Source organism: Streptomyces sp. NBC_01508, assembly GCF_045040315.1.
In the GTDB taxonomy this organism is placed as follows: Bacteria; Actinomycetota; Actinomycetes; order Streptomycetales; family Streptomycetaceae; genus Streptomyces.
Genome location: NZ_CP109419.1, coordinates 4,535,494 through 4,561,010, shown reverse-complemented (window position 1 = coordinate 4,561,010; position 25,517 = coordinate 4,535,494). Strand labels below are relative to the sequence as shown.

Here is a 25,517-nt window from a genome sequence, read left to right as displayed (position 1 = left end):
ATGAGGCGGCGGTGTCCCCCAGCCCACTGGTTCCAGTACGCAGTGGGCCGACCCACGCAGCACTCATGGAAGCGCTCCCGGTCTCTTTTGGCCAAGAGCGCACGGCCGGGCGCACGGCCACACACCCGGAGCACGTTCGATCCCGGGCGGGTTTTACCCGTACGCGCGTACGGACAACAATCCCGCCATCCGGACGTCCGCCCCTTAACGGTAGGGATGCGGCGAACTACGCTGGGTTTACGAATGCCACGGGGTCCCTCACAAGAGGGTCCGGCGGGGCGGCCGTCTGTGTGTCGAGGGGTGGCGCATGTCCAGGGAGCTACGCGGGCCGAACGAGAAGCTCGGCACCGTTCTCGCCCTCGCGGGAATCAGCAACGCCGGTCTCGCCCGGCGGGTCAACGACCTCGGGTCGCAGCGCGGTCTGACGCTTCGATACGACAAAACCTCAGTGGCGCGGTGGGTTTCGAAGGGGATGGTTCCGCAGGGTGCGGCGCCCCATCTGATCGCCGCGGCCATCGGCGCCAAGCTGGGCCGGCCCGTACCACTGCACGAAATCGGCCTGGCCGACGCCGATCCGGCGCCGGAGGTGGGTCTCGCCTTCCCGCGCGACGTGGGTGAGGCGGTGCGCTCGGCGACCGATCTCTACCGGCTGGACCTGGCGGGCCGGCGCGCGGGCAGCGGCGGCATCTGGCAGTCGCTGGCCGGTTCCTTCGCGGTCAGCGCGTACGCCACGCCCGCTTCACGGTGGCTGATATCGCCCGCCGACTCGTCCGTCGCGCGGGACGCGGCGATGGCCGAGGCGGCACGCAGAGCGCACGCGGCGCACGGCGGACCCCCGTTGACCGCACCGGGCTCACCGGGTGCCGCGGGCGCGCCGGGCGCCCCGGGGGCCGACGCCGCCGGCGAGCTCTCGCCACTGCGGGTGGGCCACAGCGACGTCGCGAAGCTCCGCGAGGCGGCGGCCGACGCCCGCCGCTGGGACTCCAAGTACGGGGGCGGGGACTGGCGTTCGTCGATGGTGCCCGAGTGCCTGCGGGTCGACGCGGCGCCGCTGCTGCTCGCCGCGTACAGCGACGAGGTCGGCCGCGGTCTCTTCGGCGCGACCGCCGAACTGACCAGGCTGGCCGGGTGGATGGCCTTCGACACCGGTCAGCAGGAGGCCGCGCAGCGCTACTACATCCAGGCGCTGCGCCTGGCCCGCGCGGCGGCCGACGTACCGCTCGGCGGGTACGTACTGGCCTCGATGTCCCTCCAGGCGACGTACCGCGGCTTCGCCGACGAGGGCGTCGACCTGGCCCAGGCGGCGCTCGAACGCAACAGGGGTCTCGCGACGGCCCGCACCATGAGCTTCTTCCGCCTGGTCGAGGCCCGCGCGCACGCCAAGGCGGGCGACGCGGCGGCGGCCGGAGCCGCGCTCAAGGCGGCGGAGGGCTGGCTGGAGCGCTCGCGCGGGGGTGACGCGGATCCCAGCTGGCTGGGCTTCTACTCGTACGACCGCTTCGCCGCCGACGCCGCCGAGTGCTACCGCGACCTGAAGGCGCCGCGGCAGATGCGGCGCTTCACGGAGCAGGCGCTGTCCCGGCCGACCGAGGAGTTCGCGCGGTCGCACGGGCTGCGCCTGGTGGTGAGCGCGGTCGCCGAGCTGGAGTCCGGCAATCTGGACGCGGCGTGCGCGGCGGGGACCCGTGCCGTGGAGGTGGCGGGGCGGATCTCGTCGGCGCGCACGACGGAGTACGTACGGGACCTGCTGCACCGCCTTGAGCCGTACGGCGACGAGCCGAGGGTCGCGGAGCTGCGGGAGCGGGCACGTCCGCTGCTGGTGGCGCCCGCGTAGCCGTACGGGGCCGGCCGGGCGGGGCCTCGTCCCGGGCCGGCGGCCGCTCGCTGCTCGCTGTTCGCTGTTCGCTGTTCGCTGCCCGAATGCTTGATGAACGATGTGGGACACGCGTAGCACCCCGTTGGTTTAAGGGCATTGTCAGTGGGCCAGTGCACTATCGGGGCGGGAGGTTGCGCGGGTGATGAAAGACGGCTCGGGCCGCGTGGGCGGCCGTGGCTTCGACTGCGACGTGCTGGTGATCGGCGGAGGCATCGTCGGTCTCTCGACGGCGTACGCACTCACCCGGGCCGCCCCGGGCACCCGTGTGACGGTCCTGGAGAAGGAGCCCGGCCCGGCGCGGCACCAGACGGGGCACAACAGCGGCGTCATCCACAGCGGGGTGTACTACCGCCCCGGATCCCTCAAGGCGCGCTACGCGATCAAGGGCGCCGCCGAGATGGTCAAGTTCTGCGCGGAGTACGGCATCACGCACGAGGTCACCGGCAAACTCATCGTCGCCACCGGCCGGGACGAACTGCCCCGGCTGCACGCCCTGGTCCAGCGCGGCCGGGAGAACGGGATCCCGGTCCGGGAGCTGGGCCCCGCGCAGATCATGGAGTACGAGCCGGAGGTGCGCGGCCTGGCCGCGATCCATGTCGGCACGACCGGGGTGTGCGACTTCGCTGCCGTCGCGGCGCGGCTCGCCGATTCGGCCCAGGCCTCGGGCGCGTCCGTGCGGTACGGCGCGGAGGTCACCGCCGTCGACCGGCGGGCGTGGGGTGTCGCCGTCCGTACGGCCGCCGGGGAGGTGATCAGGGCCCGCGCCCTCGTCAACTGCGCGGGGCTCCAGTGCGACCGGGTGGCGCGGCTGGCGGGCGACGATCCGGGCATGCGGATCGTCCCGTTCCGGGGCGAGTACTTCGAACTGGCCCGGCCCTCCCTCGTCCGCGGTCTGGTCTATCCGGTGCCGGATCCGGCCTTTCCGTTCCTGGGGGTGCATCTGACGCGCGGTGTCGACGGCGGCGTCCATGTCGGCCCGAACGCGGTGCCCGCGCTGTCCAGGGAGGGCTACTCCTGGTCCGCCGTGCGCCCCCGTGAGCTGGCCGGCACACTCGGCTGGCCCGGCTCCTGGCGGATAGCCCGCAGACACTGGCGCTACGGCGCGGGCGAGCTGCGCCGCTCGCTGTCGAAACGCGCCTTCGCCACCGCCGTACGCCGGCTGCTGCCCGCCGTGACGGACGCGGACCTGCGCCCCGCGACGGCCGGGGTGCGCGCCCAGGCGGTGCTGCGGGACGGCACACTGGCCGACGACTTCCTGATCCGGCGGGCCCCGCGCACGGTCCATGTCCTCAACGCCCCGTCACCGGCGGCGACGGCGGCGCTCCCGATCGGCCGCGAGGTGGCGGGGCAGGCACTGGCGATACTGAGGGAGGCCGACGGCGGCTAGGGTCTTTCGTTTGGATCAGGCCGGATGAGGGAGCGGGGTCTGGTGCCGTGGATCGCAAGGCGGAGGAGGGAGGCATGGCGGGAGCCGTGCCTCCCCTTCCGCCATCAACGCGGCGAGGCGCGGCACCAGACCCCGCGAGCCCGGCAAGATCCAAACGAAAGACCCTAGGGCCTGCCCGGCGGGTCCGTACGATTGGAGGATCCTGTCCGATCCGACGTGCCCGGGAAAACGTGTCCGAGACCCAGATGAATGTGAACAGCGACGGTGACCGCGACGGTGACGGTGACAGCGTGCGCACCGACGGCGGGCGCGCCGACCGCGCCGACCCCCGGAGCCGGATGTTCCCCGAGGGCACGGGCCCGGCCGCCGACCCCGCCGGATCGCACTTCGAGCGGCGTATCCGCAGCTTCCAGCCGCGCCGCAGCCGGGTGACGACCGGCCAGGCCGACGTCCTGCGGCGGCTGTGGCCCTCCTGGGGCCTGGACATCGACGGGCAGCGGGTCCTCGACCTCGACGCCCTGTTCGGCGGGCTCCCGGTGGTCCTGGAGATCGGGTTCGGCATGGGCGAGGCGACCGCGCTGATGGCCGCCGACGATCCGGGCACCGGGATCCTCGCCGCCGACGTCCACACGCCGGGGCAGGGGAACCTCCTGCGTCTCGCCGAGCGGAACGGGCTGTCCAACATCCGGGTGGCCAACGGCGACGCGATCATCCTGCTGCGCGAGATGCTGCCGCCCGCGTCGCTGGCCGGGACGCGCGTCTACTTCCCCGACCCGTGGCCCAAGACGCGCCACCACAAACGGCGGCTGATCCAGCCCGAGTTCCTCGACCTGGCCGCGCTCCGGCTGAAGCCGGGGGCCGTACTGCACTGCGCGACCGACTGGGAGCCGTACGCCGAGCAGATGCTCGACGTGCTGACCGCGCACCCCGCCTACGAGAACACGTCCCCGGACACCGGCTACGCGTCCAGGCCCGGCTACCGGCCGCTCACCCGGTTCGAGGGGCAGGGCCTGGACAAGGGGCATGCCGTAAGGGACCTGGTCTTCCGCCGGGTCGCGGACGAGGCCCCGGCAGAAGCGGCCCCGCCCGAAGCCGACCGGCGCTGACCGGCGCTGACCGGCGCCGACCGGGACGAGTCGCCGGAAGGAGTCGCCGGAAGGAGTCGCAGGGAGGAGTCCGGCACCGTCGCGCGTTGTCAGTGGCGCTCGTTAGGGTCAGTGGGTGTCCGAACCGTCCCGACCGCCGCCGCAGCACCCGCGTCAGCCTCCGCACGCGCACCCACAGCCGCAGCAGCACCCGCACCACCAACACCCGCCGATCCCCGCGTACGAGCGGCAACAGCAGCTCGGTGACATGTGGGCCGCCGTGCCGGAGCGTTCCCGCTGGCGCTACCGGCCGCACCGCTCGCTCTGGCGGCACCCGGCCGTCCGCGCGGGTGCGGTGGTCATCCTGCTCGCCCTGTGCGGCCTGCTGATCCTGTCGCTCGTCCGGGAACAGACCGGCACCCAGGGCTTCCTGGTCGGCCTCGGCCTGGCGCTCCTGCCCGTGCCGCTGCTGCTGGCGGCCTTCCGCTGGCTGGACCGGGTCGAACCGGGCCCCTGGCGGAATCTGATCTTCGCCTTCGCCTGGGGCGCCTGCGCCGCCGCCCTCGTGGCGATCACGGCGAACTCCTTCGCGACCGAGTGGATAGCCACCGCCACCGCCGATCCCAGCGGGGCCGAGTCGCTGGGCGCCACGGTGGTCGCGCCGATCGTCGAGGAGAGCGCGAAGGCCGCCGCGATCCTGTTGATCTTCCTCTTCCGTCGGCGGTCCTTCACCGGCCTCGTCGACGGAGTCGTGATCGCCGGCTTCACCGCGACCGGTTTCGCCTTCACCGAGAACATCCTCTATCTCGGCAGCGCCTTCGGCGAGGACCAGCAGATCGGCAACTCGGGCCTGGCGTCCGTGACCGCGGCGACCTTCTTCGTCCGGGTCGTGATGTCACCGTTCGCGCATCCGCTCTTCACGGTCCTGACGGGCATCGGCTTCGGCATCGCGGCCCTCGCCACCCGCCGCCAGCGCGTCCGCCGCCGGCTGATGCCGGTGCTCGGCCTCGCGCTCGCCATGGGCATGCACGCGCTGTGGAACGGCTCCGCGTCGTTGTTCGGCCCGTACGGCTTCTACGCGGTGTACGCGGCCTTCATGGTGCCCGTCTTCGCCCTGCTCACCTGGCTGGCGATCTGGAGCCGGCAACGCGAACTGCGCACGGTCTCGGCCGAGTTGCCCGCCTACGCGGCGGCCGGCTGGCTCGCCGAGACCGAACCGCTCGCCCTGTCCTCGATGCGGGCGCGCTCGATGGCGCGCGAGATCGCGGGACGCACGTACGGCCCCGCGGCGGCCCGCACGGTCCGCGAGTACCAGGCGTTCGCGACGTCCCTGGCATTCCTGCGCCGGCGCGCGGGGCGCGGCACGGCGGGCCCCGACTACGTCGAGCGCGAGCAGGAGCTGCTGCACCACCTGTGGCAGCGCCGGGAGATGGCGTCGCCCGCGCTGGCGTACGCGGCGCGGGCGACGGGGCGGGTGTGGACGCCGCCGCCGTACATCGACTACGGCGGCTACAACCCGTACCGGAACTGAGTCCTGCTCCGGTACGGGTTCATCCTGCTTCGGTCCTGCTTCAGTCCTGCTTCGATCAGGGCGTGAGGCCCTTGCCCCGCAGCCAGCTCATCGGGTCGATCCCGCTGCCGCCCGCGGTGTGCACCTCAAGGTGCAGATGCGCGCCGGTGACGTTGCCGGTGGCTCCCACGCGTCCGATCGTCTCGCCGGTGGTGACCTTCTGGCCGACGCCGACGGTCATCGAGGACAGGTGGGCGTACCAGATCTCCGTACCGTCCTGAAGCTCCAGCACGATGCGGTAGCCGTACGACCCCGACCAGCCGGCCGACTTGACGGTCCCGCTGTGCACGGCCTTGGTCGGCGTGCCCGTGGGGGCGGCGAAGTCCAGGCCGGTGTGCTGCCCGGAGGACCACATGGAGCCGGCCTGGCCGTAGGTGGAGGTGAGCGTGTACGAGGAGGTGGGGAGCGAGAAACTGGCGGCCAGCTTTTCGAGGCGCTCCTTCTCGGCCTTGCGCTCCGCCGCTTCCTTGGCCTTGCGCTTCGCCTCGGCGGCCTTCTCCTCCGCGTCGGTCTGCTGCTTCTTGGCCTCGGCCGCGGCCTTCTCGGCGGCGGCCGTCTCGGCGCTCGCCTTCTGGGCGGCGTCGGCCTCGGCCTGCTGCTGCTCCGCCTGCTGGAGGATGCGGGCGCGCAGCGCCTCGCCGGAGTCGGTGGTGCCCTGCTGGGCGTCCGCGGCGGTGAGGCCCGCGGTGGTGAGCGGCGCGGGCGTCTCGTCGCTCTTCTTGTCGCCGTCGGACATGAAAGACCCGACGCCGGGAAGGGACTTGGCGTCGGGGAAACTGTCCGAGATCGCGTCGGGAAGTGATATCGAGACCGCGGGCTTGTCCTGCGCGGAGGCGATGCCTCCCGCGCCAACCGCGGCGATGACTCCCACTCCGAGGACCGTGGAGCTGCGGGCGAGAGCGTTGCGCTGTTTGGCGACACGGTGCTTGCCGCGTACGGGACGGATGGACTCCGCAGTGGGATTCCACTCCTCCCAGTCCCTGTTCGCCTCGCCGTCGGCGAGATCTGTGCCGGTGAACCGGCTGCCGGGGCCGAAATGGGCCGGGGCTGAGGCTTCGGGGGCAGGCCTGTTGGACGCCACTGGGGCGCTCTCCTTTCCTTCCTTCTCGCCTACCGGGTTAGCTGACGGGTTCGGAGCAGGAAGGTCTCCTACGAGCGTTCTTGACCACACGAGGCAGCAAGAGGCGCCCGATTCACCCCAATTGGTGGTTCCCCGGTTTCCTTGCGGAATTCGGCGCGTGCGCACGGTGCCGTCTCTTTCGACGGCTGGGACAACCGCGCTGCGTTATCGAACGTTAATAGACGACGGGGGCTTATTCCAAGCTGTTCCGGGTGATCGTTAGCGACAGCGGCCCGGACCAACCGGGACACAAGCAGGCGGAATCGGGCGAGTTGATCGCCCCTCGGAGGGTGTGCGATCACACACTCGAACTGACGGTGCGTCAAGTGTTATGCGGAGTGGTGTGCCCCAACTACGCAGCGTGGTAGGCGAGATGACACCACGACGGACGGGCGGTGGGACGGGACAACGGAACGGGACGGCAGTTGGACGCGTATCACGACAGGGCGGGACGGCGTCACGGCACGACGGGCATCGTCCGGCGCCGATCCGGCTGCCCCTCGGTGGGCCGTATGACGGCCAGCAGCGCCATGTCGTCCGTACTGCCGCCGCCGGTGTGCAGCCGTACGTCCCCGACGATCGCCTCCAGCATTTCGTCCGGGCCGGGGAAGATCCGGCCCGCCAGCCGTTCGCGCGGGTCGTAGAAGACGCCCTTCGTGTCGCGCGCCTCGGTGAGCCCGTCCGTGTAGAGCAGCAGCGTCGCCCCGGACCGGTAGGGAACCTCGTCCGCGCGGTCCGGCCACGCCCCCAGCTCGCCCATCCCGAGCGGCAGCGCCGGGTCGGCGGGCACCACGACCGTCAGCCCGCCGTCCGGGCCGAGCAGCAGCGGCTCCGGGTGCCCGCGGTTGACCACACGCACCATGCCTTCGGTATGCGGGATCTCCGCCAGTACGGCGGTGGTGAAGCCCTCGAACAGGTCGATGCCGGTACGCCGCGTGCCCTCACGCGCCAGCGCCCGCTCCAGCCGCTGCGCGACCCCTTCGAGCGAACTCTCCTGCTCGGCGGCCTCCCGGAAGGCACCGATGATGACGGCCACGGTCTCGACGGCGCCCATGCCCTTGCCGCGTACGTCGCCGACCACCAGCCGTACCCCGTACGCCGTGTCCTGGACGGCGAACAGGTCACCGCCGATGAACGCGCCCTCCTCCGCCGCCTCGTAGCGCGCGGCGACGTGCAGCCCGCCGATCCGGGCATCGGGCGTGGGCAGCACGGCGCGCTGGGCCGCCTCGGCGATGACCCGCGCCGACGCGAGCCGCTCACCGCTGCGGCGCACGACACCGTTGATGGCCAGCGCGAGGACGGAGACGGTGAAGACGGTCAGCCCGTCGCTGAGCGTTTCGATCTGGGCCGCCCCGTTGTACAGGTGCAGCCCGACGGCGGCGCTGGTCGCCAGGGCACCGATGACGAAGGTGCGCGCGAAGGAGAAGAACGGGGCGGCGACCAGGGGAGCGGCCGAGAAGAGCGGGGCGGAGGTGAAGGCCGTCGGGGTCGCCTCGTCCAGGATGACCGCCACCACGATGACCAGGCCGGGCAGGATCTCCAGGAACGGATGCGGCGCGCGGGCGGCGTGCCGGGCGCGCCGGCGCCTGGCCGTCCTCCGGCCACCGGAACCGAAGCCGGGGAAATGCTTGCCCGTGGCACGCCAGCCGTTCCACGTGGGGTCGTCCGGGGGAGTGTCGGCCTCGCGGAAGCCGGCGTCGGCCCGCCGGAAGGCGCGCCCGAACCCGCGCCCGAACCGGCGTTCGATCCTCTGCCCGATCCCCCGCCGGACGCCGTGACCGAGGCTGCGGAGCCCGGTGGGCCGACCGGGACGGCGGACAGCTCCCCGGTCGGGACGCTCGTCGCGCCCGCCGTCGCCGGTCCCGCCGTTGCCCGCCGTCCCGTCGTCCCCGCTGTCTCTCAGGTGCCCCACCGGTGGCCTCCTGCCCGGTCCGTCGACGGCTGCGGACGGTACCGCGCCCTTCCCAGGCTGGCCCCTTCCGCGCCGTGCGGCGACCCGCCGTCGACCGAGTGGGCTACCGCTGGGCCGGTGCGGCGACCGGGGCGGCATGGACACACCGGACATGCCCGGATGCACGCGGGCACGACGAAGGCCCGGATCCAGTGGATCCGGGCCTTCGTCTTCTACCAGTAGCGGGGACAGGATTTGAACCTGCGACCTCTGGGTTATGAGCCCAGCGAGCTACCGAGCTGCTCCACCCCGCGCCGTTGAATGCAACAGTACGCCATCCGGACCAAGATCATCTCCATTTACCCGGCCGGGCTCCCGATCGGCCTAAGCCGCCTCCACCACATCGGCGTGGACCGCCGCCGCCCACTCGACCAGCAGCCGCTGATACTCCTCCTGCTCGGCGGGGGACAGCGTCCGGCCCGCACGCGCCCACAGGGCACGGATCTGCGTGTTGACGACGGCGGCGGGACGCACGGACGCACTCGCGTCAGAGGAAGCTGACATGGAGTAAGGCTACGGCCAGCCACTGACAATCGGCAGAGCGTGTATCCCCAAGACCTCGTATAGCCACCGTCCGGAGCCCCGCAGCACCTACGCTTACACCGGTGATCGAAACCATCGTGTTCGACGTCGGCGAGACTCTCGTCCGCGACGACCGCTACTGGGCTTCCTGGGCCGATTGGCTCGGCATCCCCCGCCACACCATCTCCGCGCTGGTCGGCGCCGTCACCACCCAGGGCGGGGACAACGCCGACGCCCTGCGCCTCATCAAGCCGGGCATAGACGTCGGCGAGGCGTACCGGGCCAGAGAGGCCGCCGGCCGGGGCGAGCACCTGGACGAGTCCGACCTCTATCCCGACGTACGGCCCGCCCTGGCCGGTCTGCACCAGCTCGGCGTGCGCGTCATCATCGCCGGCAACGAGACCACCAAGGCCGGTGAGCTGCTCCGGGGCCTCGATCTGCCCGCCGATCTGGTCGTCACGTCCGGCGACTGGGGCGTCGCCAAGCCGTCGGCGGAGTTCTTCGCGCGTGTCGTGGAGGTGGCGGACACCACGCCGGAACGGATTCTGTACGTCGGCGACCACCCCATGCACGACCTGTTCCCCGCCCGGCGGGCCGGGCTGCGGACGGCGCATCTGCGCCGGGGGCACTGGGGCTATCTGTCGGCGGACGATCCGGACGTCGTCGCGGCGGCGGACTGGCGGATCGATTCGCTCACGCAGCTGACGCCGATCGTGGCGGAGCTGCGGCAGCCGGCCTGAGCGGGCGGGCCGAGTCGGGCCGGGCCGCCGGTCATTCGGAGCCGTACTCGTGCGGCAGCCCGCCCTGCCACTCGACCCAGGCGGCATCGTCGAGCAGTTCCCACGCGTCAGGCAGCCCGGCGAGCCGCAGGAATTCGATCAGGTGGTCGTCGTTGTGGGCGAGTCCCATGATCCGGCCGCGGACAGTGACCCGCCGGCCGCCCGTCCCGGACGGCCGGTGTACGACGATCGGTGCGTCACTCATACGGTCAAGAGTGCGACTCCCGGGGCCGGGGCGCAGCCCCGGGGTCCGGTCTTTGCCCGGAGAGCACCGCGAAATGGACCGTTTACCAGCCCTTCCATGCGCTTTGTCGCCGCCCGGATGCGGGATGCGACGGGCGCCCCGATGCTGGGGAAGGCAGCAACCCCACGAGGGAGGACGAGCCATGTCGATGCTCGACAAGCTCAAGGGCCTGGTCAAGGGCCACGAGGACACCGTGCGAAAAGGCGCCGACAAGGCGGGTGACGCCATCGACAAGAAGACCGGGAACAAGTACAAGAGCCAGGTCGACACGGCCCAGCAGAAGCTCGACGAACAGCTGGGTTCCGAGCAGCGGCCCACGCCGGGCGACAACCGCCCGCCGCAGAGCTGATCCGAGTCAGCGGCCCGCCGAGGGCTCCGACCGGTCCCCCGTTCCGGTCGGAGCCTTCGCGCGTCGTACGGCCCGGCTGCGACCGCACCCGCGACCGCGGCTACGGCTGCGGCTGCGGCTGGGCCGTGTCCGCGCCGACGTACTGCTCCGCGAACTCCCCCACCGGCTCGATCGGCGCGATGATGTCGATCAGCACCCCGCTGGGGTCGGCCACGATGAAGTGCCGCTGCCCGAAGTCCTCGCTGCGCAGCGCGAGTACGGGGGTCAGCCCCGCGCCGCCGACGAGCCGCTCCCACTCCGCGTCCACGTCCGCCACCTCGAAGTTGAGGAGCAGGCCCTGAACGGGCTTGCCGTAGCCCTCGGGCAGCGTCGGGTGGGTGGGGTCGAGGAGCGCCAGTTCGTACGGGACGGGCGGCCCCGGCCGCCGCAGGCTCACATACCAGTCGGCCTCGAACGCGATCTCGAAGCCCAGCAGCTTGGTGTAGAAGTCGCGGGACTCCTGGAGCCGCGGGGTGGCGATCACGGGATAGAAGCTGGTCAGCTTCATGGCGGATTCCTCTCGCACTCTTTCGCATACCATCGGCATGCGAAAGCCACGCTATTCGCATACCTTTGGTATGTCAACTGGGAATGCCCATCGTGAATGTCAATCGGAGGGGGCCGCGATGCCGCAGCAGTACGGAGTCAGGGCCAGGCAGCGGGAGCAGACCCGGCAGACCTTGCTGCGCGAGGGCCGCAGGCTCTTCGAGGAGAACGGCTACGGCGCGGTCAGCCTCGCGGAGATCGTCACCGCCGCCGGGGTGACCAAGGGCGCGCTTTACCACCACTTCGACGGCAAGACCGCGCTCTTCCGTGCCGTACTGGAGGACGTCCAGGCGGAGGTGGGCCGGCGCGTCGCGGACGCGGCCGACGCGCGGGACGACTCCTGGGACCAACTGGTCGCGGGCTGCCAGGAGTTCATCACGGCGACGACCGCGCCGGACATTCAGCGGATCATGCTGGTCGACGGGCCCGCCGTACTGGGCTGGACCGAGTGGCGGGCGATGGACGAGGCGTCGTCGGCCCACCATCTGACGGAGGCGCTGACCGCGCTCGTCGAAGAGGGCGTCATCGCCGCGCAGCCGGTGGCGCCCCTCGCGCACCTGCTGTCGGGCGCGATGAACGAGGCGGCACTGTGGCTGGCGACCTCAGCGGACCCGGCGGATCTCGTCGACACCCGGGCTGCGCTGGGGCGGCTGCTCGGGGTGCTGCGGGTCGGCTGACGGATCGCCGGACGACGGGGCGGGGACGGGGGCCGGAGCAGGAGCCGGGGCCGTCGGAGAGTGGCGCGGCTGCGCCAGCACCACCGCGGCGACCACCGTCAGCGCACCCACGATCTGGAGCGGTGACAGCGCCTGGTCCAGGACGAGATAACCGAGAGCCGTCGCGGCCAGCGGCGACGCGAAGCCGAGGAAGGACACGGCGAGCGCGGGCAGCCGTTCCACGCCGCGGAACCACACCACGTACGAGAACAGCGCGCCCACCAGGCCGAGATAGCCGAATCCCGCGACGTTGGCACCGGTGACGGACGCGGGCAGCCCCTCGGCGAGGAGCGTCACGGGCGTCAGGACCAGCCCGCCGACGGTCAGTTGCCAGCCCGTGAAGTTGAGCAACCCCACCCCCTCCGGCCGCCCCCAGCGCTTCGTCAGTACGATCCCGGCCGCCATGCTCACCGCGCCGAGCAGCCCGGCCGCGACGCCCACCGCGTCGAGACCGGCGTGCGGCCGGAGCACGAGCAGCCCCACACCGGCGACCCCGAGCACACAGGCGCCGGCATGGACCGGCGTGATCCTCGCCCTGAGCAGCGGCACCGACAGGAGCAGTACCACCGTCGGCTGGACGGCCATCACGAGCGCCGCGACGCCGCCGGGGAGGCGGTAGGCGGCGACGAAGAGGAGGTAGAGGAAGGCGCCGATGTTCAGCACACCGAGCACGAGCGCGCGCCACCACCAGATACCGCGGGGCAGCGCCCGGCCGACGGCCAGGAGTATCAGCCCGGCGGGCAGGGCTCGTACGGTCGCGGCCAGCAACGGCCGGTCGGGGGGCAGCAGTTCGGTGGTGACGAGGTAGGTGGAGCCCCAGATCAGCGGCGCGAGGGAGGTGAGCGCGGAGTCGGCGATGACGCCCCTCGGGCCGCCGCCGCGGCCGTCCTTGCCGGTCCGGCCGGCCGTTCGGTTCACGGCGCGCCCACCGCGGCCTGGGCGGTACGCCGCCGCGTGGAGCCGGAGTCGGATCCGGAGGCGGAGTCGGAGCCGTAACCCCGTCCGTACCGCGCGTCGAACGCGTTCCGCGCGAGCGGGCGTCGGCCGGGGTGGCCGCGCCGTTCGGCCGGTCTGCCCACCGGCAGCAGCAGCGCGACGTGCAGGTCGTCGCGGTCGTCGCGGTCGTCGATGCCGACGACCTTCTTGACCTCGGTCTCGTCCCAGCCGTTCATCGGCGAACTGGCGAGGCCCATCGACGCGGCGGCGATCATCGCGTACGTCGCGGCGATGACCGCGTCCTTGACCGCGTACTCGCGCAGCAGTCCACGCCGCTCCAGGTCGCGCTGGAAGTCGAGGGTGGCGCGGGAGAAGCCGGTGACGAACTCCTCGTTCCAGGCGCCGTTGCCGCGCGCCTGCTCGTAGATGTCGCTCAGGTCGCCGCGCCACGACTGGCTGGACGCGACGAAGACGAGCGTGACCGGTGCCTCGCGCGGCTGCGGCTGGCCACCGGCGGCCCGCGAGAGGCCGTCGCGGCCGTCCTGGTCGGACACGACGACGACGGAACGGGCCTGCACGTTCCAGCTGGAGGGTGCTTCCAGGGCGAGGGTGAGCAGTTCGGTCAACTGCTCGTCGGGGAGGGGGTCGGGGAGGTAGTGGCGGATGCTGCGACGGGCGCGGATGGCTTGGGGGACGGTCAGCGGTCGGGCTGTGGTCATGGCGGAAGCGTAGGCATTGCCTTAGCGCTAAGACAAGTAGTTATCTCAACACTAAGACAATTGCTACACTCGCAGCATGAGCGACGACGGCGCGGTGGACGACGCGGACAACGCGGACAACGCGGACGGCGTGGTGGACGACGCGGGCCACGTGGATCACGTGGATCACGTGGATCACGTGGATCACGTACTGGCGCAGTGGGCCGCCCAGTTCCCCGAGCTCGACGCCTCCCCCATGGCGATCGTCGGGCGCGTCAAACGCCTCGCCCGCATCGTCGAGAGCAACCTGAACGCCACCTTCCAGGCCCACGGCCTCGACGCCCCGTCCTTCGACGTCCTCGCCACCCTCCGCCGCAGCCCTCCCCCGCACCGGCTGACCCCCGCCGAGCTGATGCGCGCCACCATGGTCACCTCGGGCGCGGTCACCCAGCGGCTGGACCGCCTCGAAGAGCGCGGCCTCGTCACCCGTACCCGCAGGGCGGAGGACGCGCGCAGCTTCCATGTGTCGCTCAGCCCCGAGGGTCTTGCCCTCATCAACAAGGCGATGCTCGACAACGTGATCACCCAGAACAGGCTGCTCTCCGGCCTCGGTCCGGCCCAGCGTGACGAACTCGCGGGTGGGCTGCGGGCGCTGCTGGAGTCCCTCGGCGACACCCCGCCGCCGCCACCGGGTAAGCCGTAAGGCACACGGGGTCGCGCGGTTCACCGGGTCGCGCCGGGTCACCGGGTGAGGAGGTCGCGTACCGCCTTGACGACGTCCTGCGGTGCCTCCTCGGCCATGAAGTGGCCGCAGGAGACGGTGGCGTGCCGCAGGTCGGGCGCCCAGGCGCGCCAGCGCTCGGCGGCGTCGAATCCCATGGCCTTGCCCCAGTCCTGCTGGAGCACGGTCACCGGCATCCGCAGCTGGTTCCCGGCGTCGCGGTCGGCCCGGTCGTGGGTGACGTCGATCCCGGCGGAGGCGCGGTAGTCGGCGACGATGGAGGGAACGGCCGCGCGGGAGGCAGCCAGGTACTCGGCACGGATCCCGGCCGGGATCGCCCCCGGATCGCGCGTCCAGATGTCGAGGAAGTGGCCGAAGAACGCGTCCGCGCTCGCGGCGATCATCCGCTCGGGCAGGCCGGGCGGCTGGGCCATCAGATACAGGTGGAAGCCGACCGCCGCGCTGATGCCGTGCATGACGTCCCAGGTGTCCAGGGTGGGCAGGACGTCGAGCGAGGCGAGGTGGGTGATCGCCTCTGGGTGGTCGAGCGCCGCGCGGATCGCGACGAGCGCGCCCCGGTCGTGGCCCACCAGCGCGAACCGGTCGTGCCCCAGGGCACGGGCGAGCGCGACGGTGTCGGCGCCCATGGTGCGCTTGGCGTACGTGACGCCTTCGGCCTCGGCGGGCTTGTCGCTGGCGCCGTACCCGCGCAGGTCGGGGCAGATGACGGTGTGGTGGGCGGCGAGTTCGGCGGCGACGTGCCGCCACATGAGGTGGGTCTGTGGGAAGCCGTGGAGGAGCACGACCGGGCTGCCCGAGCCGCCGACGGCGACGTTGAGGGTGACGTCGTCGGCGACGGGGACGCGCCGGTAAGTGAAGCCGGGGATGGTGGAGGCTGTGGGGATAGTGGGGTGCATGGTGCGCCCTTTCGTAGAGTGCCGTGCCTTGCTTCGAGCGTGCGGGCGACGAATCAGCAGTGGGTCAGCGCCGACGGAGGCAAATGCAACGGGAACAGGAACAGGAACGGTCACCGGTCGTATTCGGCGTACTCGGCCCCGTGAGCGCCCAGAGCCAAGGCACCCCCATCGCCCTCAAGGGACCGCGCCACCGCGCCGTACTGGCCCGCCTGATCGTCGCCCGCCGCCGTGTCGTCCCCGTCGACCGGCTCGTCGCCGACCTGTGGACGGATTCGCCGCCGCCCGGCGCGGTCGGCGCCGTACAGACCTTCGTCGCCGCGCTCCGCCGCGCCCTGGAACCGGACCGTGCGCCCCGTACCCCCGCCCGGCTGCTCGTCACCGAGGGCCCCGGTTACGCGCTGCGCGCCGAGCCGGACGCCGTCGACGCCTGGCGATTCGAGACGGCGGTCGGCGAGGCGGCGACACTGCCGCCCGTACGGGCGCTGCCCCGGCTGGACGAGGCGCTGGAGCTGTGGCGGGGGCCCGCGTACGCCGACTTCGCGCACGAGGAGTGGGTACGGGGCGACCGCGCCCGCCTCGCCGAACTGCGGCTCCGGTCGGTCGAACGCCGGGCCGACGCACAACTGGCGCTCGGCCTCGCCGCCGAGGCGGTCCCCGACCTGGACGCGCATCTGGCCGGCCATCCCTGGCGCGAGGACGCGTGGCGGCTGCTGGCGCTGGCGCTGTACCGGACCGGCCGCCAGGGGGACGCGCTCGCCGTGCTGCGCCGGGCCCGGTCGACGCTGGTGGAACAGCTCGGCCTGGATCCGGGGCCGGGGCTGCGCACGCTGGAGGCCGACATCCTGGCGCAGGATCCGGCGCTCAGTCCCGCCGGGCCGGCTGACCCCGCCGACACGGCGGCCCGTCTGTGGACCCGGGCAACGGCGGCGTACGACCGCACGGTCGCGGCCGGCGCCCGCGCCCGCCTGGAGACGACGGTGGGTCTGCTGCGCGACCTCGCGGTGACCGGCGGCGGCGGTCTGACGGCCGCCCGCGAGCACCGCGTGGCCGCCATCGCCGCCGCCGAGGAGTTCGGCGACCCGGCACTGACCGGCCGGGTGATCGGCGCTTTCGACGTCCCCGCGATCTGGACCCGCGGCGACGATCCGGAACTGGCGCGGCAGGTCGTCGCCGCCGCCGAACGCACCCTGGCCGCGCTGCCGCCGCCCGACGGGCGCGGTACGTACGACGCGGTGCGCTGCCGGCTGCTCGCGACCATCGCGGTGGAGACGCGCGGCTCGCACTCCTCGCGCGGCCCGCAGGCGGCGAGCCAGGCGGAGGCGATCGCCCGGCGCCTGGACGATCCGGCGCTGCTGGCGTTCGCGCTGAACGGCACGTTCATGCAGTCCTTCACCCGCGCGGGCCTCGCACCACGCCGCGCCGGGATCGGCGCGGAACTGGTCGCGCTGGGCGCCCGGCACGGCCTGGTGACCTTCGAAGTGCTCGGCCACCTGATCGGCCTCCAGGCGCACAGCGCACTGGGCGACTTCTGGTCGGCCGACACCCACGCCGCCGCCGCGGACCGCCTGGCGGCCCGCCACGAACTCCCGCTGGTCGGCGTCTTCACCCGGTGGTACGGCGCGCTGCGCCTGTCCGCGTCCGGGGATCTCGCCGGGGCCGGACCGGCGTACGAGTCCGCCGCCGGCGACCTGGCGGACGCGGGCATGCCGGGCCTGACCCACGGCCTCCTGCCCCTCGCGCTGCTGTCCCCGCACTTCGCCGACGGCCCCCGCCTCCCGGCGCGCGACGCGGTGGACCCGGCGGCGGACTGGGGCCCGTACCGCCCCTGGATCACCCCGCTCGCCGCCCTGGCCACGGGCGACCGCCCCGCCGCGCGCACCGCCCTGCGCGCCCTGCCGGACCCGCCCCGCGATCTGCTGTACGAGGCGTGCTGCTGCCTGGAGGCGACGGCGGCGCTGGAGCTGGACGACCGCGCCGTCCTCATCCGCGTCCGCGAGCGGCTGCTGCCCGCGTCGGCCGAACTCGCGGGCGCGGGAAGCGGGTTGATCACCCTCGGCCCGGTGGCCAACTACCTCAAGGCGATCACCGCGGCGCTACGAGACTAGGGCGTGTTTCGAAAGTCCCGCCTGGCCGACGACGCCTGGCACGCGCACTCGCCGCGTTGTCGGAATCATCCAAGTACGTCCAGTACGAGAACGATCCTCCGCCTTGCGATCGCACGCACCAGACGCCGTCGGCCCCGCCCTTCGGGCGGACGGCGCTACTTTCGCAACACGCCCAGGCCCTGTCCGGCGCCGACTCCCGCCGACGCGCTGTCGGCCACTCGGCCACTCGGCCACTCGGTCAACGGATGAGGCTTTGGTCCGCGATGCCGTTGGCGGAACGCGGCTCGGTGAGCAGACCGTCCGCCGTTCGGATGTGGTGGTGCATCGTGGCGGCGTCGGTGTCCAGTCCTCGGTCGGCGTAGATCGCGGCGGCCTCTCGCCAGCAGTCGACGGCCTCGTTCACGCGCCCGAGGTGGCTCAGCGACGCGGCGAGGACGGCGAGGGGCCAGGCGAGTGTCTCGTCCTGGCTGCCGAGGGACGCGCGGCCGAGTTCGATCGCGCGCCGGCAGTGAACGATCGCCGTGTCGTGGTCGCCGATGCCCTGCCGGCCCCTGGCGATCGCCGACAGTGCGCACGCCTCGCCGTCCGTATCGCCGAGTTGGTGGCGCAGCCCCGCGCTGCGTGTGCCGTGGTCGATGGCCTGCTGGTGGTTGCCGAGATCGGCGTGGAGTTCGGCGATGTTGCCTTCGGCCACCGCTTCCCACCGTCCGGTGTCGAATCCTTGGCTGAGCACACGCACCTCGTCGAAGTGATGCAGCGCTTCGGCGAACCGGGCTTGCCGGCGCAGCAGTTGACCGAGTTCGGTGCGGGCGGCGATCTGGATGTGGACGTTGCCGGCGTCCTGGGCGAGTGTGGAGGCGCGGGTGAGGTCCGGTTCCGCGTCGGGATGTTGCAGGTGCGCCAGTGCTTCCCCGCGAGCGAGCAGGACGTTGGCTTCGTGGTCGGTCCGGCCGGACCGCCGGGCCGCGCGCAAGCCCGCGGTGGCGGTGTCGATGCGTTCCTCCCAGCCGCCCATGAGCACGAGGAAGCCGAGAGCGTCGACGAGGTGCAGGGCGTACCGGTCCATGGCGCGGTCGACGGCGTGGTGCAGGGCGGCGACCAGGTTGGCCCGTTCGGCGGTGAACCATGCCCAGGCCTGGTCACGGTCGGCCACGGGGTGGGGGTGGGCGGGCTCGGCGGGGTTCGCCACCAGGCGCGTACAGGTGGGGTAGAGCCGGCGGTCGGCGGTGTGAGCGGTGTGGCTGTACCACGTGAGCACCGCGTCGAGGGCGTGGCGGCGCTCGTCCTCGGTGTCGTGTCTGCGGGCCAAGTCGTCCGCGTAGGCGCGCAGCAGGTCGTGGAAGCGGTACCGGTCGTGCGTGAACGGTTCGATGAGGTGCGCGTCGGCCAGCGCCTTGAGCAGCCGTCGTGTCTCGCGTGGTGGCAGGTGCGCGAGGGCCGCCGCGGCGGGTGTCGAGATGTTCGGACCGGGGTGCAGGCCCAGGCGCCGGAACAAGTGCGCCTGCGGCGCGGTCAGTTGTTCGTAGGACCAGTCGAGTACGTTGCGGACCGCGGCGTAGGGATCTTGGCCCCAGCTCAGTGCGTCGAGTCTGGAGTCCTCGTCGGCGAGTTCGGCGACGATGTCGGCGACGGAGACGTGCTCGTACGCGGCCGCGCGCCCGGCGGCGATCCGCAGCGCCAGCGGCAGCCGCGCGCACAGCCGGATGAGGTCCTCCACCGCGGCTGGTTCCGCTTGGGCCCGGGTGGGGCCGATGATGCCGACGACCAGGTTGAACGCCTCGGCCAGGGAAAGCACGTCGAGGGTGAGCCGGTGCGCGGCTTCGGTGACCACCAGGCCGGTCAGGCTGTCGCGGCTGGTCACCAGCACCATGCACCCGGGCGCTCCAGGCAGCAGCGGCCGGACCTGTTCGGCGCTGTTGGCGTTGTCCAGCACGATCAGCAGGCGTCGCCCCGCCGCCAGCGTGCGGAACAGTCCCGAGCGGGCGCCGGTCCCTGCGGGCACCGCCGCCGGATGTACGCCGAGCGCGACCAGGAAGTCGTCGAGCACCTCGTCCGGGCCGGCGGGCCTGCCGGGACCGTAACCGCGCAAGTTGGTGTGCAGTGTGCCGTCCGGGAACCGGTCCTGGACGCGGTGGGCCCAGTGCACGGCGAGCGTCGTCTTGCCCACTCCGCCCGATCCGTCGAGTGCGGAGATCACCACGGCCCGCCCGCCGGCCGGCGGCAACAGGGCGTCGAGCGCGGCCAGATGGCGGGTGCGGCCGGTGAAGTCGCGGATCGTCTGGGGCAGTTGCCGAGGCACCGGTGACGCGACGGGCCGGGGCGACCTCGGGGCGGGCAGGGCGCCGACGGTCCGGGCGCGGTCGTCCCGGCGGGGTTGGGGTTCGCCGCGCAGGATCCGCTCGTGCAGCCGCCGTACGTCGGATCCGGGGTCGACTCCGAGCTCTTCGGCGAGGCGGGTTCTGAGGCGGTGGAAGACGTTCAGCGCGTCCGCGCGCCGGCCGCAGTGGTCCAGCGCCGCCATCAGCTGCGCGTGCAGCCCTTCGCGCAGTGGATGGTCGTGCACGAGATCCGCGAGATCGCCGGCGACCTCGTGGTGCTCGCCGAGTTCCAGCCGCCAGCCGGCACACAGCTCCAGCGCGCTGAGCCGCCGCTCGTCCAACCGTGCGGCGGATCTGGTCAACGCCGCGGTGCCCAGGCCGTCGAGCGCGGGTCCACGCCAGAGGCTCAGTGCCGGCCGGATCACCTTGACCGCCCGATCCAGCCTCCCCTCAGCGGCGTGGCGGCGGCTTTCGGCGACCCCGGCGGCGAACCGGAGCGAGTCGAGCCGCTCCTCACCGACACGGATCCGGTAGCCGACTTCCTCGGTGAAGATGAGCCGCTGTTCGATGTCGCCCAAGCGTTCCCGCAGTGCCGAGACAGAGTTCCGCAGCTGCTTGACGGCGGTGGCGGGTGGCTCGTCGTCCCAGGTCATCTCGGTGAGCCTGGACAGCGGCACCACCGAGTTCGGTGCCAACAGCAGTGCGGCCAAAACCCGTTGACGACGCGCTCCAGGCAGCAGCACCCGTTCATGGCCCGCTCGGACCTCAAGCGCGCCGAGTACCCGAAAGTCCATCCCCCCGGCTTCCCCCTCACCGACAGTAATTGGAGCAGAGCATAGCGTTCGCCGGAGTGTCCGTCCGACGGCCGATGGTGACGTGGCGATGACGCCGTGAGGACGCCGAGGGGACGCCGTGGGGACGGCATGCGCGACGGTGGTCATCGTCCCGACCAGTCCCCACAAGCCGGTCGCCGAAGGCATCCGCGCGGCGGCGGACAGGGGGCGAACCATCATCCAAACGAGGGGATCAACCATGGAACCCAAGCGAAGCCTCACCCGACTCGCCGGTGTGGGCGCGGCGATGGCGTTCGGCTCGACGCTGCTGGTCGGCGCCACGACCTCGGCGCAGGCGGAACAGACGCAGGCGCAGGCACAGGCACCACAGGCGGTGCTCTACCAGGTGATCAATGGCAACAGCCGCAACGCCTGCCTCCAGGTGGTGGACATCGCGCACAACAAGGGAAACGTCACCCTCGGCACGTGTAACGGCAGCGCGAGGCAGAAGTGGGAGGTCATCGACGGCTACTTCGTGAACAAGGCGGTATCCCCACACCACTGCCTCGACGGCAACGGCGCGGATGTCTACACGTTCGAGTGCGACTTCGACAACGGGTTTCAGAAGTGGACAACCACGTCCGGCAGTCCGAAGTCCATCAGGCACAGCCAGAGCCGCAAGTACCTGCACGCGAACGGAAATATCGGGGAGAATGCCGTCTTCAAGCCCTCCATCGGGACGGCGTCCCGATGGGTGATCGAGCGGGTGTGACCGGCTGAACCCGTGAGTGCGGCGGGCCGTCCCCTCTGGCGGCCCGCCGTCCCGGAAAGCGGTACAGGGTGGGGCATTCGCGGGCGCCCTTGCCCGCGGTGACATCAGGCGTGGCAGTGGAGCCGGACGAGGACCGTGTCGCACGCGTGCGGATACCCGCCCCGGGCCGTGCCGCGCCCGGAGTTCCGCGCAACCGGCTGCCGTCGGCGGGGGTGCGTCAGCTCTGTGCGGTGTCGTCGTCCGTCTGCCCGTCGCCCTCGGCCGCGCCTGCCTTCTCGCGCATCTTGCGCACCAGCTCCGCCTTCTGCTCGGCGGCGCCCTGGCGGTCGAGGTTGCGGTGCGGACCGTTGTTCTGCCGTTCGGCGCGGGACAGCCTCTTGCGCTGGCCGCCGCCCATGCCCACGGGGTTGTTGATGTTCTTGCTCACGGTCACGGGTTCTCCCGGTAATGAAGTGAAGTGATCTACGGATTCATCGGCGGGCGGCGACGTCGAAGGACCAGGGCCGGTAGCGACGAAGCGCCTCGACCGGCCGAAGCCGGCCGAGGCATCGAGTAGCGGGTCGGTAGGGGCTTCCCCTCATTCCCGAAAAGTCCCGGCACAACCCTGCCAGGACTTCCGTCATCCTACGCACTGATCCGGAAATGCCTGGTCAGAGATGCGTCGTGGGCTGACCGGTCCAAGTCTGCGTGCGTCATCTCCGCACGTCCGCTCACGCATCGCTCCCCCATCGCCACGCATTCGGTCAGTTGGCAGCACGAGTGGGCTGACGTGGCGCCGTCTCCCGTGTGAGCATGGTCAGTTCGGTGCGGATCGCAGGCTGGCGGAGTGAGGGTCTTGGTGATGAGGCGGGGGCAGGGCGCGACACAGATCGTGCGGATGGTGGTGCGTGGTCTGTTCGCCGGGGTCGTGGGCGGTGTCGTGGGAATCGCGGCGTACTCGATCAGTCAGACGGGCGGTCAGCGGCTGTCGATCGTGGTGGGTTGCCTCATCGGAGTCGCGCTGGTCCTGGGCGCCGAGCTCTACCGCAAGTCCGCTCAGCTCACCGATGTCCGTCTTACCGTGATGGGCAGCGAAATGTCGTTCAAGACCAAGACCGACATGCGGCAGGCCGCTCAGCAGATGTTCTTCCAGGCGGCGACCCGCGTGGCTACGCGCCCGCTGGACGACAGTTCCGGAAATCTCCGTGAGGCGCTGACGTCCCTCAAGACTCTGTTCGATCTCTACCGCGAGCCGCTGGAATCCGACTCCGCCCCGCTCCCTCCGGCACGAGGTAATTCGGTGTACGAGTTGGCCTTGGCCATCCTCAACATCGAACTCGCGCCCTTCCTCGCCACGTGGCACCCGCGGCTGAAAGCCTTCGAGGACGCACACCCCGATGAGGACGAGTCGGAGTGGGCCGACAACGGTGCGTTCCGCGCGGAACTCCGCGCACTTCAGACGAGACTGCGGCCGTACGTCATCGGGTTGGGAGAGATCGCCGGCATCCCCGATCCCGAAGGCCATCTGAGCCGTTCTGCCCGGTCGGCGCATCAGGCTTCCGCGATCCCCGGTCAGCGTCCGGCCACGGACCCGGACCCGGACCCGACCACGGACCCAGACCCTGCCCCGGCCACAGACCCATCGACAGCGGAACACCCAGACCGGTAGCCCGGTCGAGTCCTGGCCGTGTCGCATGATGGTTCGGTGATGATCCCCCCTGCCTCGGACACCCGGCGCCCGCGCCCTGTCGCGCGACCGGTCTACCTGCCACCCCCCCCCGGCTGTTTTCCGGGGCTGATCCCGGATGTCGAGTGCCGGTCTCTTGACGGTTCAGGGAAGGTGCGTTGATGGAGGCTCCTGGCCCCTTCCGGGCCGAGTGGGATGTGTTCGTCAGTTACAGCCGCTCGGACGCGCAGAAGATCGATGTCCTGGTGCCCGCTCTGCGGGATCTCGGCCTGCGTGTCTTCGTCGACGACACGGCCGTCGACGACTTCACGTCCATCACCGCCACGATCACCGAGGCCCTGTCCCGGTCCAAGATCCTGCTCGCCCTGTACTCGGCCGACTACCCGCAGCGGCGCGCCTGCCAGTGGGAACTGACCTATGCCTACCTCGCGGGGCAGCACGAAGGCGACCCGCGCCGCCGCACCTTGGTGATCAATCCAGAACCCTCCTCCGATCACGTACATCCCATGGAACTCCGAGACGCCCGGCACTGGCCTTGGCCCTCCATGCCGAAGGCCGTGAGCCGGCTCGCCGAACGCGTCGCCGCCCATGTCAACGCCATCACCACCCCTATGGGAGAGCTGGCCCACGCACCGTTCGTCCCCTGGCTGCCCGCACCCGCCCGTACCGGGTCGGCTCACTTCACCGGTCGTCTCGCCGAGCAGTGGCGCGTCCACACCGCACTCCACCGCCACCGTGCTCCGCTGGTCGCCCAGGCCGGCGCGGGGCGCGCGGCACAACTGCGCGGAATGCCCGGTATCGGCAAAACGCTCCTCGCCCAGGAGTACGCCCTGCACTTCAGCTCCGCCTACCCGGGCGGAATCTTCTGGTTCGACCTGCATCACTGTGTGGAGGCCCAACCCGCAGAGGTCATGACCTCCTACACGGAGCAGATCTCCACAGTGATCTCCGCCCTCGGGCTGGAGCCGCCTCTCTCCACCCTGCCCGGCCTGCTCAGCCACCTCGCGGTCGCCCTGGGAGAACGCGGCACCCACTGTCTGTGGGTGGTCGACGGCGTGCCCGACGGCCTGTCCGACGATCAACTGCACCTGCTGCGTGGGCCACACCTCCTCAGCGCCACGCTGATCACTTCCCGGTCCCTGCGTTACACCTCGTTCGCCGAATCCATCGACATCCCGCCGCTGGACGACGCCGACGGCTTTCGTCTGCTCACAGCGCACCGCCTGCCCCAAGACGATCTGGAGCGCGCCGCCGCCACGGCGCTCGTTCACGACGTGGACGGCCATCCGCAGTCCCTGGGCCTTCTCGCGGAACTCGCGGCGCACAGCGACTTCATCCGCCTGCGCAACCGGTTCCACGTCCCCGCATCCGATGTTCTGACAAGCCGGCGCCCTCGCACCGGCACCGGAGAACCGGGCTCCCACGCACGCTCGACGGGCTTCCTGTCCCACCCCTTGTCGGGGCAGCTTCCCGCCGACGACATCCTTCGACTGCTCGCCACGGCCAGCCCGGAACCACTGCCGCGGGCCACGCTGGAGGATGTCCTGTCCACCGTCAGCCCGTACGACCCCTGGGAGGTGACCTCCCTCGTCCCAGAGGCAATCGAGACCTTGCTCGGCTCCGGCGCCCTGCGCCCGGACCGGACGCAGCAGCAGACCTGGACCATCCACCCCCTCCTGGCCCGAGCCGTACGCCGCCACGACACCGACACAGCCAGACAGGAAGATCTCCGGCGCATACTGCTGCACACCCTGACACCAGCGCTTCAGGTACGGGCCCCAGTGCCTACAGGCACCTCCGCGGCCTCTGCGGCCTCTGCGGCCTCCCGGCCGGTGACCGCGCCGGCGACGCAGGCAATGGCCTCTCTGTCCGCGCCCCCTGGGACTGTCGAGCGCGCCGCCGCGTTCGACCTCCAGATCGAACTCGTCACCCGAGTGGGAGTGCAGACGCTCGCGGCGGACCAAGGGTCGTTGCGGGAAGCCCTCAACTCGCTGTATTCACTCTTCGCCACGACTCGCGACGTGCTTCACCGCATGGCCAGGGAAACCACCGGTCCCCTCACCCTCCCGGGCATCGCGGCAAACCTCGCCAACGGGTACCTGCGCCCCTTCCTGGCGACCTGGCATCCGGCTCTCCAGGAGTACGAAGCCACCCGCCCGCCGACTGCCAGTCACGTCGAACACGAACGCCAGTGGGAAAGATCCGCCGACATGCGTGCCGCCCTGACAGAACTGCACGGCCCGCTCACCGCGGTGTCCAAAGAACTCGCCACGTTGTGCGGCATCGACCTGCTCACCGCGCAAACGGATGAAGGATGAGGGCCAACCTCCCCCGCAGAGCGAGGAATTCACCCCCTGCCTTCTCCCAGGACCACGTCAGCGATCTCCTGAGCGATCTCCTCGACCGACCAGTCGCCGATGCTCATCA

General features: G+C 71.5%; 22 protein-coding genes, 1 tRNA gene and 1 riboswitch. Of the genes, 12 read left to right on the top strand and 11 right to left on the bottom strand.

The features are described from left to right. The first annotated feature begins 307 nt into the window (after positions 1-307). The 4 genes from OG700_RS21150 to OG700_RS21135 all read left to right on the top strand — a co-directional run bounded on the left by OG700_RS21150 (position 308) and on the right by OG700_RS21135 (position 5,879). Positions 308-1,834, top strand: a complete 1,527-nt coding sequence (locus tag OG700_RS21150; RefSeq protein WP_405615835.1) for a sporulation protein — start codon at positions 308-310, stop codon at positions 1,832-1,834. A gap of 184 nt (positions 1,835-2,018) precedes the next feature. Beyond that, a complete protein-coding gene (gene lhgO / locus OG700_RS21145; RefSeq protein ID WP_405615833.1) occupies positions 2,019-3,263 on the top strand; it encodes an L-2-hydroxyglutarate oxidase in 1,245 nt (414 codons plus the stop codon). Between the two features lie 338 nt (positions 3,264-3,601). Then, positions 3,602-4,369 (top strand): tRNA (guanosine(46)-N7)-methyltransferase TrmB, encoded by a 768-nt coding sequence (gene trmB, locus OG700_RS21140; RefSeq protein WP_405621852.1) that lies wholly within the window; start codon positions 3,602-3,604, stop codon positions 4,367-4,369. Positions 4,370-4,616: 247 nt separating this feature from the next. Further along, entirely contained in the window at positions 4,617-5,879 is a 1,263-nt protein-coding gene (locus tag OG700_RS21135) for a PrsW family intramembrane metalloprotease (protein WP_405621850.1), read from the top strand. Between the two features lie 55 nt (positions 5,880-5,934). Here OG700_RS21135 and OG700_RS21130 read toward each other — a convergent pair whose 3' ends face one another. The 4 genes from OG700_RS21130 to OG700_RS21115 form a co-directional block, all read right to left on the bottom strand. After that, positions 5,935-6,999 carry a M23 family metallopeptidase gene (locus tag OG700_RS21130; RefSeq protein ID WP_405615830.1) on the bottom strand — a complete coding sequence of 355 codons (1,065 nt, stop codon included), beginning with the start codon at positions 6,997-6,999 and terminating at the stop codon, positions 5,935-5,937. Between the two features lie 11 nt (positions 7,000-7,010). After that, a riboswitch (cyclic di-AMP (ydaO/yuaA leader) is annotated at positions 7,011-7,165 on the bottom strand. A gap of 330 nt (positions 7,166-7,495) precedes the next feature. Further along, entirely contained in the window at positions 7,496-8,581 is a 1,086-nt protein-coding gene (locus OG700_RS21125) for a PP2C family protein-serine/threonine phosphatase (RefSeq protein ID WP_405621848.1), read from the bottom strand. A gap of 588 nt (positions 8,582-9,169) precedes the next feature. Next, positions 9,170-9,243 (bottom strand) — tRNA-Met (locus OG700_RS21120). Between the two features lie 70 nt (positions 9,244-9,313). Further along, positions 9,314-9,493, bottom strand: coding sequence for a hypothetical protein (locus OG700_RS21115; protein ID WP_405615828.1), 180 nt, complete (start codon positions 9,491-9,493; stop codon positions 9,314-9,316). Between the two features lie 104 nt (positions 9,494-9,597). Between OG700_RS21115 and OG700_RS21110 the strand changes: the two genes are divergently transcribed. Then, positions 9,598-10,251, top strand: a complete 654-nt coding sequence (locus tag OG700_RS21110) for an HAD family hydrolase (RefSeq protein ID WP_405621846.1) — start codon at positions 9,598-9,600, stop codon at positions 10,249-10,251. Between the two features lie 31 nt (positions 10,252-10,282). On the opposite strand, the gene OG700_RS21105 is transcribed toward OG700_RS21110, so the two are convergent. After that, a complete protein-coding gene (locus OG700_RS21105) occupies positions 10,283-10,495 on the bottom strand; it encodes a hypothetical protein (protein ID WP_405615826.1) in 213 nt (70 codons plus the stop codon). Positions 10,496-10,676: 181 nt separating this feature from the next. Between OG700_RS21105 and OG700_RS21100 the strand changes: the two genes are divergently transcribed. Then, complete coding sequence (locus OG700_RS21100; protein ID WP_405615824.1) at positions 10,677-10,883, top strand: antitoxin; 207 nt, start codon at positions 10,677-10,679, stop codon at positions 10,881-10,883. 100 nt (positions 10,884-10,983) lie between these two features. Here OG700_RS21100 and OG700_RS21095 read toward each other — a convergent pair whose 3' ends face one another. Beyond that, the gene (locus OG700_RS21095; RefSeq protein ID WP_405615822.1) at positions 10,984-11,430 is read right to left on the bottom strand and encodes a VOC family protein; all 447 of its coding nucleotides are present in this window, start codon (positions 11,428-11,430) and stop codon (positions 10,984-10,986) included. Between the two features lie 118 nt (positions 11,431-11,548). Between OG700_RS21095 and OG700_RS21090 the strand changes: the two genes are divergently transcribed. Further along, positions 11,549-12,145 carry a TetR/AcrR family transcriptional regulator gene (locus tag OG700_RS21090; RefSeq protein ID WP_405615820.1) on the top strand — a complete coding sequence of 199 codons (597 nt, stop codon included), beginning with the start codon at positions 11,549-11,551 and terminating at the stop codon, positions 12,143-12,145. On the opposite strand, the gene OG700_RS21085 is transcribed toward OG700_RS21090, so the two are convergent. Then, positions 12,071-13,042 carry an EamA family transporter gene (locus tag OG700_RS21085; protein ID WP_405621844.1) on the bottom strand — a complete coding sequence of 324 codons (972 nt, stop codon included), beginning with the start codon at positions 13,040-13,042 and terminating at the stop codon, positions 12,071-12,073. The two genes, OG700_RS21090 and OG700_RS21085, sit on opposite strands and share 75 nt — an antisense overlap. 56 nt (positions 13,043-13,098) lie before the next feature. Further along, complete coding sequence (locus tag OG700_RS21080) at positions 13,099-13,839, bottom strand: nitroreductase family protein (RefSeq protein WP_405615818.1); 741 nt, start codon at positions 13,837-13,839, stop codon at positions 13,099-13,101. Between the two features lie 76 nt (positions 13,840-13,915). Here OG700_RS21080 and OG700_RS21075 point away from each other — a divergent pair, with 76 nt between their 5' ends. Further along, on the top strand, positions 13,916-14,521 hold the full coding sequence (locus OG700_RS21075; RefSeq protein ID WP_405615816.1) for a MarR family winged helix-turn-helix transcriptional regulator: 606 nt from the start codon (positions 13,916-13,918) through the stop codon (positions 14,519-14,521). A gap of 38 nt (positions 14,522-14,559) precedes the next feature. Here the strand turns inward: OG700_RS21075 and OG700_RS21070 are convergent, their stop codons facing one another. After that, on the bottom strand, positions 14,560-15,456 hold the full coding sequence (locus OG700_RS21070; RefSeq protein WP_405615814.1) for an alpha/beta fold hydrolase: 897 nt from the start codon (positions 15,454-15,456) through the stop codon (positions 14,560-14,562). An 83-nt stretch (positions 15,457-15,539) separates the two neighbouring features. Between OG700_RS21070 and OG700_RS21065 the strand changes: the two genes are divergently transcribed. Beyond that, positions 15,540-17,561 carry a BTAD domain-containing putative transcriptional regulator gene (locus tag OG700_RS21065; protein ID WP_405615812.1) on the top strand — a complete coding sequence of 674 codons (2,022 nt, stop codon included), beginning with the start codon at positions 15,540-15,542 and terminating at the stop codon, positions 17,559-17,561. 238 nt (positions 17,562-17,799) lie between these two features. Here the strand turns inward: OG700_RS21065 and OG700_RS21060 are convergent, their stop codons facing one another. After that, complete coding sequence (locus OG700_RS21060; protein ID WP_405615809.1) at positions 17,800-20,673, bottom strand: AfsR/SARP family transcriptional regulator; 2,874 nt, start codon at positions 20,671-20,673, stop codon at positions 17,800-17,802. Between the two features lie 238 nt (positions 20,674-20,911). Here OG700_RS21060 and OG700_RS21055 point away from each other — a divergent pair, with 238 nt between their 5' ends. Beyond that, the gene (locus tag OG700_RS21055) at positions 20,912-21,424 is read left to right on the top strand and encodes an RICIN domain-containing protein (protein ID WP_405615807.1); all 513 of its coding nucleotides are present in this window, start codon (positions 20,912-20,914) and stop codon (positions 21,422-21,424) included. 217 nt (positions 21,425-21,641) lie between these two features. Here the strand turns inward: OG700_RS21055 and OG700_RS21050 are convergent, their stop codons facing one another. After that, positions 21,642-21,857, bottom strand: a complete 216-nt coding sequence (locus OG700_RS21050; protein WP_405615805.1) for a DUF6243 family protein — start codon at positions 21,855-21,857, stop codon at positions 21,642-21,644. 408 nt (positions 21,858-22,265) lie between these two features. On the opposite strand from OG700_RS21050, the gene OG700_RS21045 reads away from it, so the two are divergent. Then, complete coding sequence (locus OG700_RS21045; RefSeq protein ID WP_405615802.1) at positions 22,266-23,072, top strand: hypothetical protein; 807 nt, start codon at positions 22,266-22,268, stop codon at positions 23,070-23,072. A 179-nt stretch (positions 23,073-23,251) separates the two neighbouring features. Next, positions 23,252-25,408 carry a TIR domain-containing protein gene (locus OG700_RS21040; RefSeq protein WP_405615799.1) on the top strand — a complete coding sequence of 719 codons (2,157 nt, stop codon included), beginning with the start codon at positions 23,252-23,254 and terminating at the stop codon, positions 25,406-25,408. Positions 25,409-25,517: the final 109 nt, after the last annotated feature.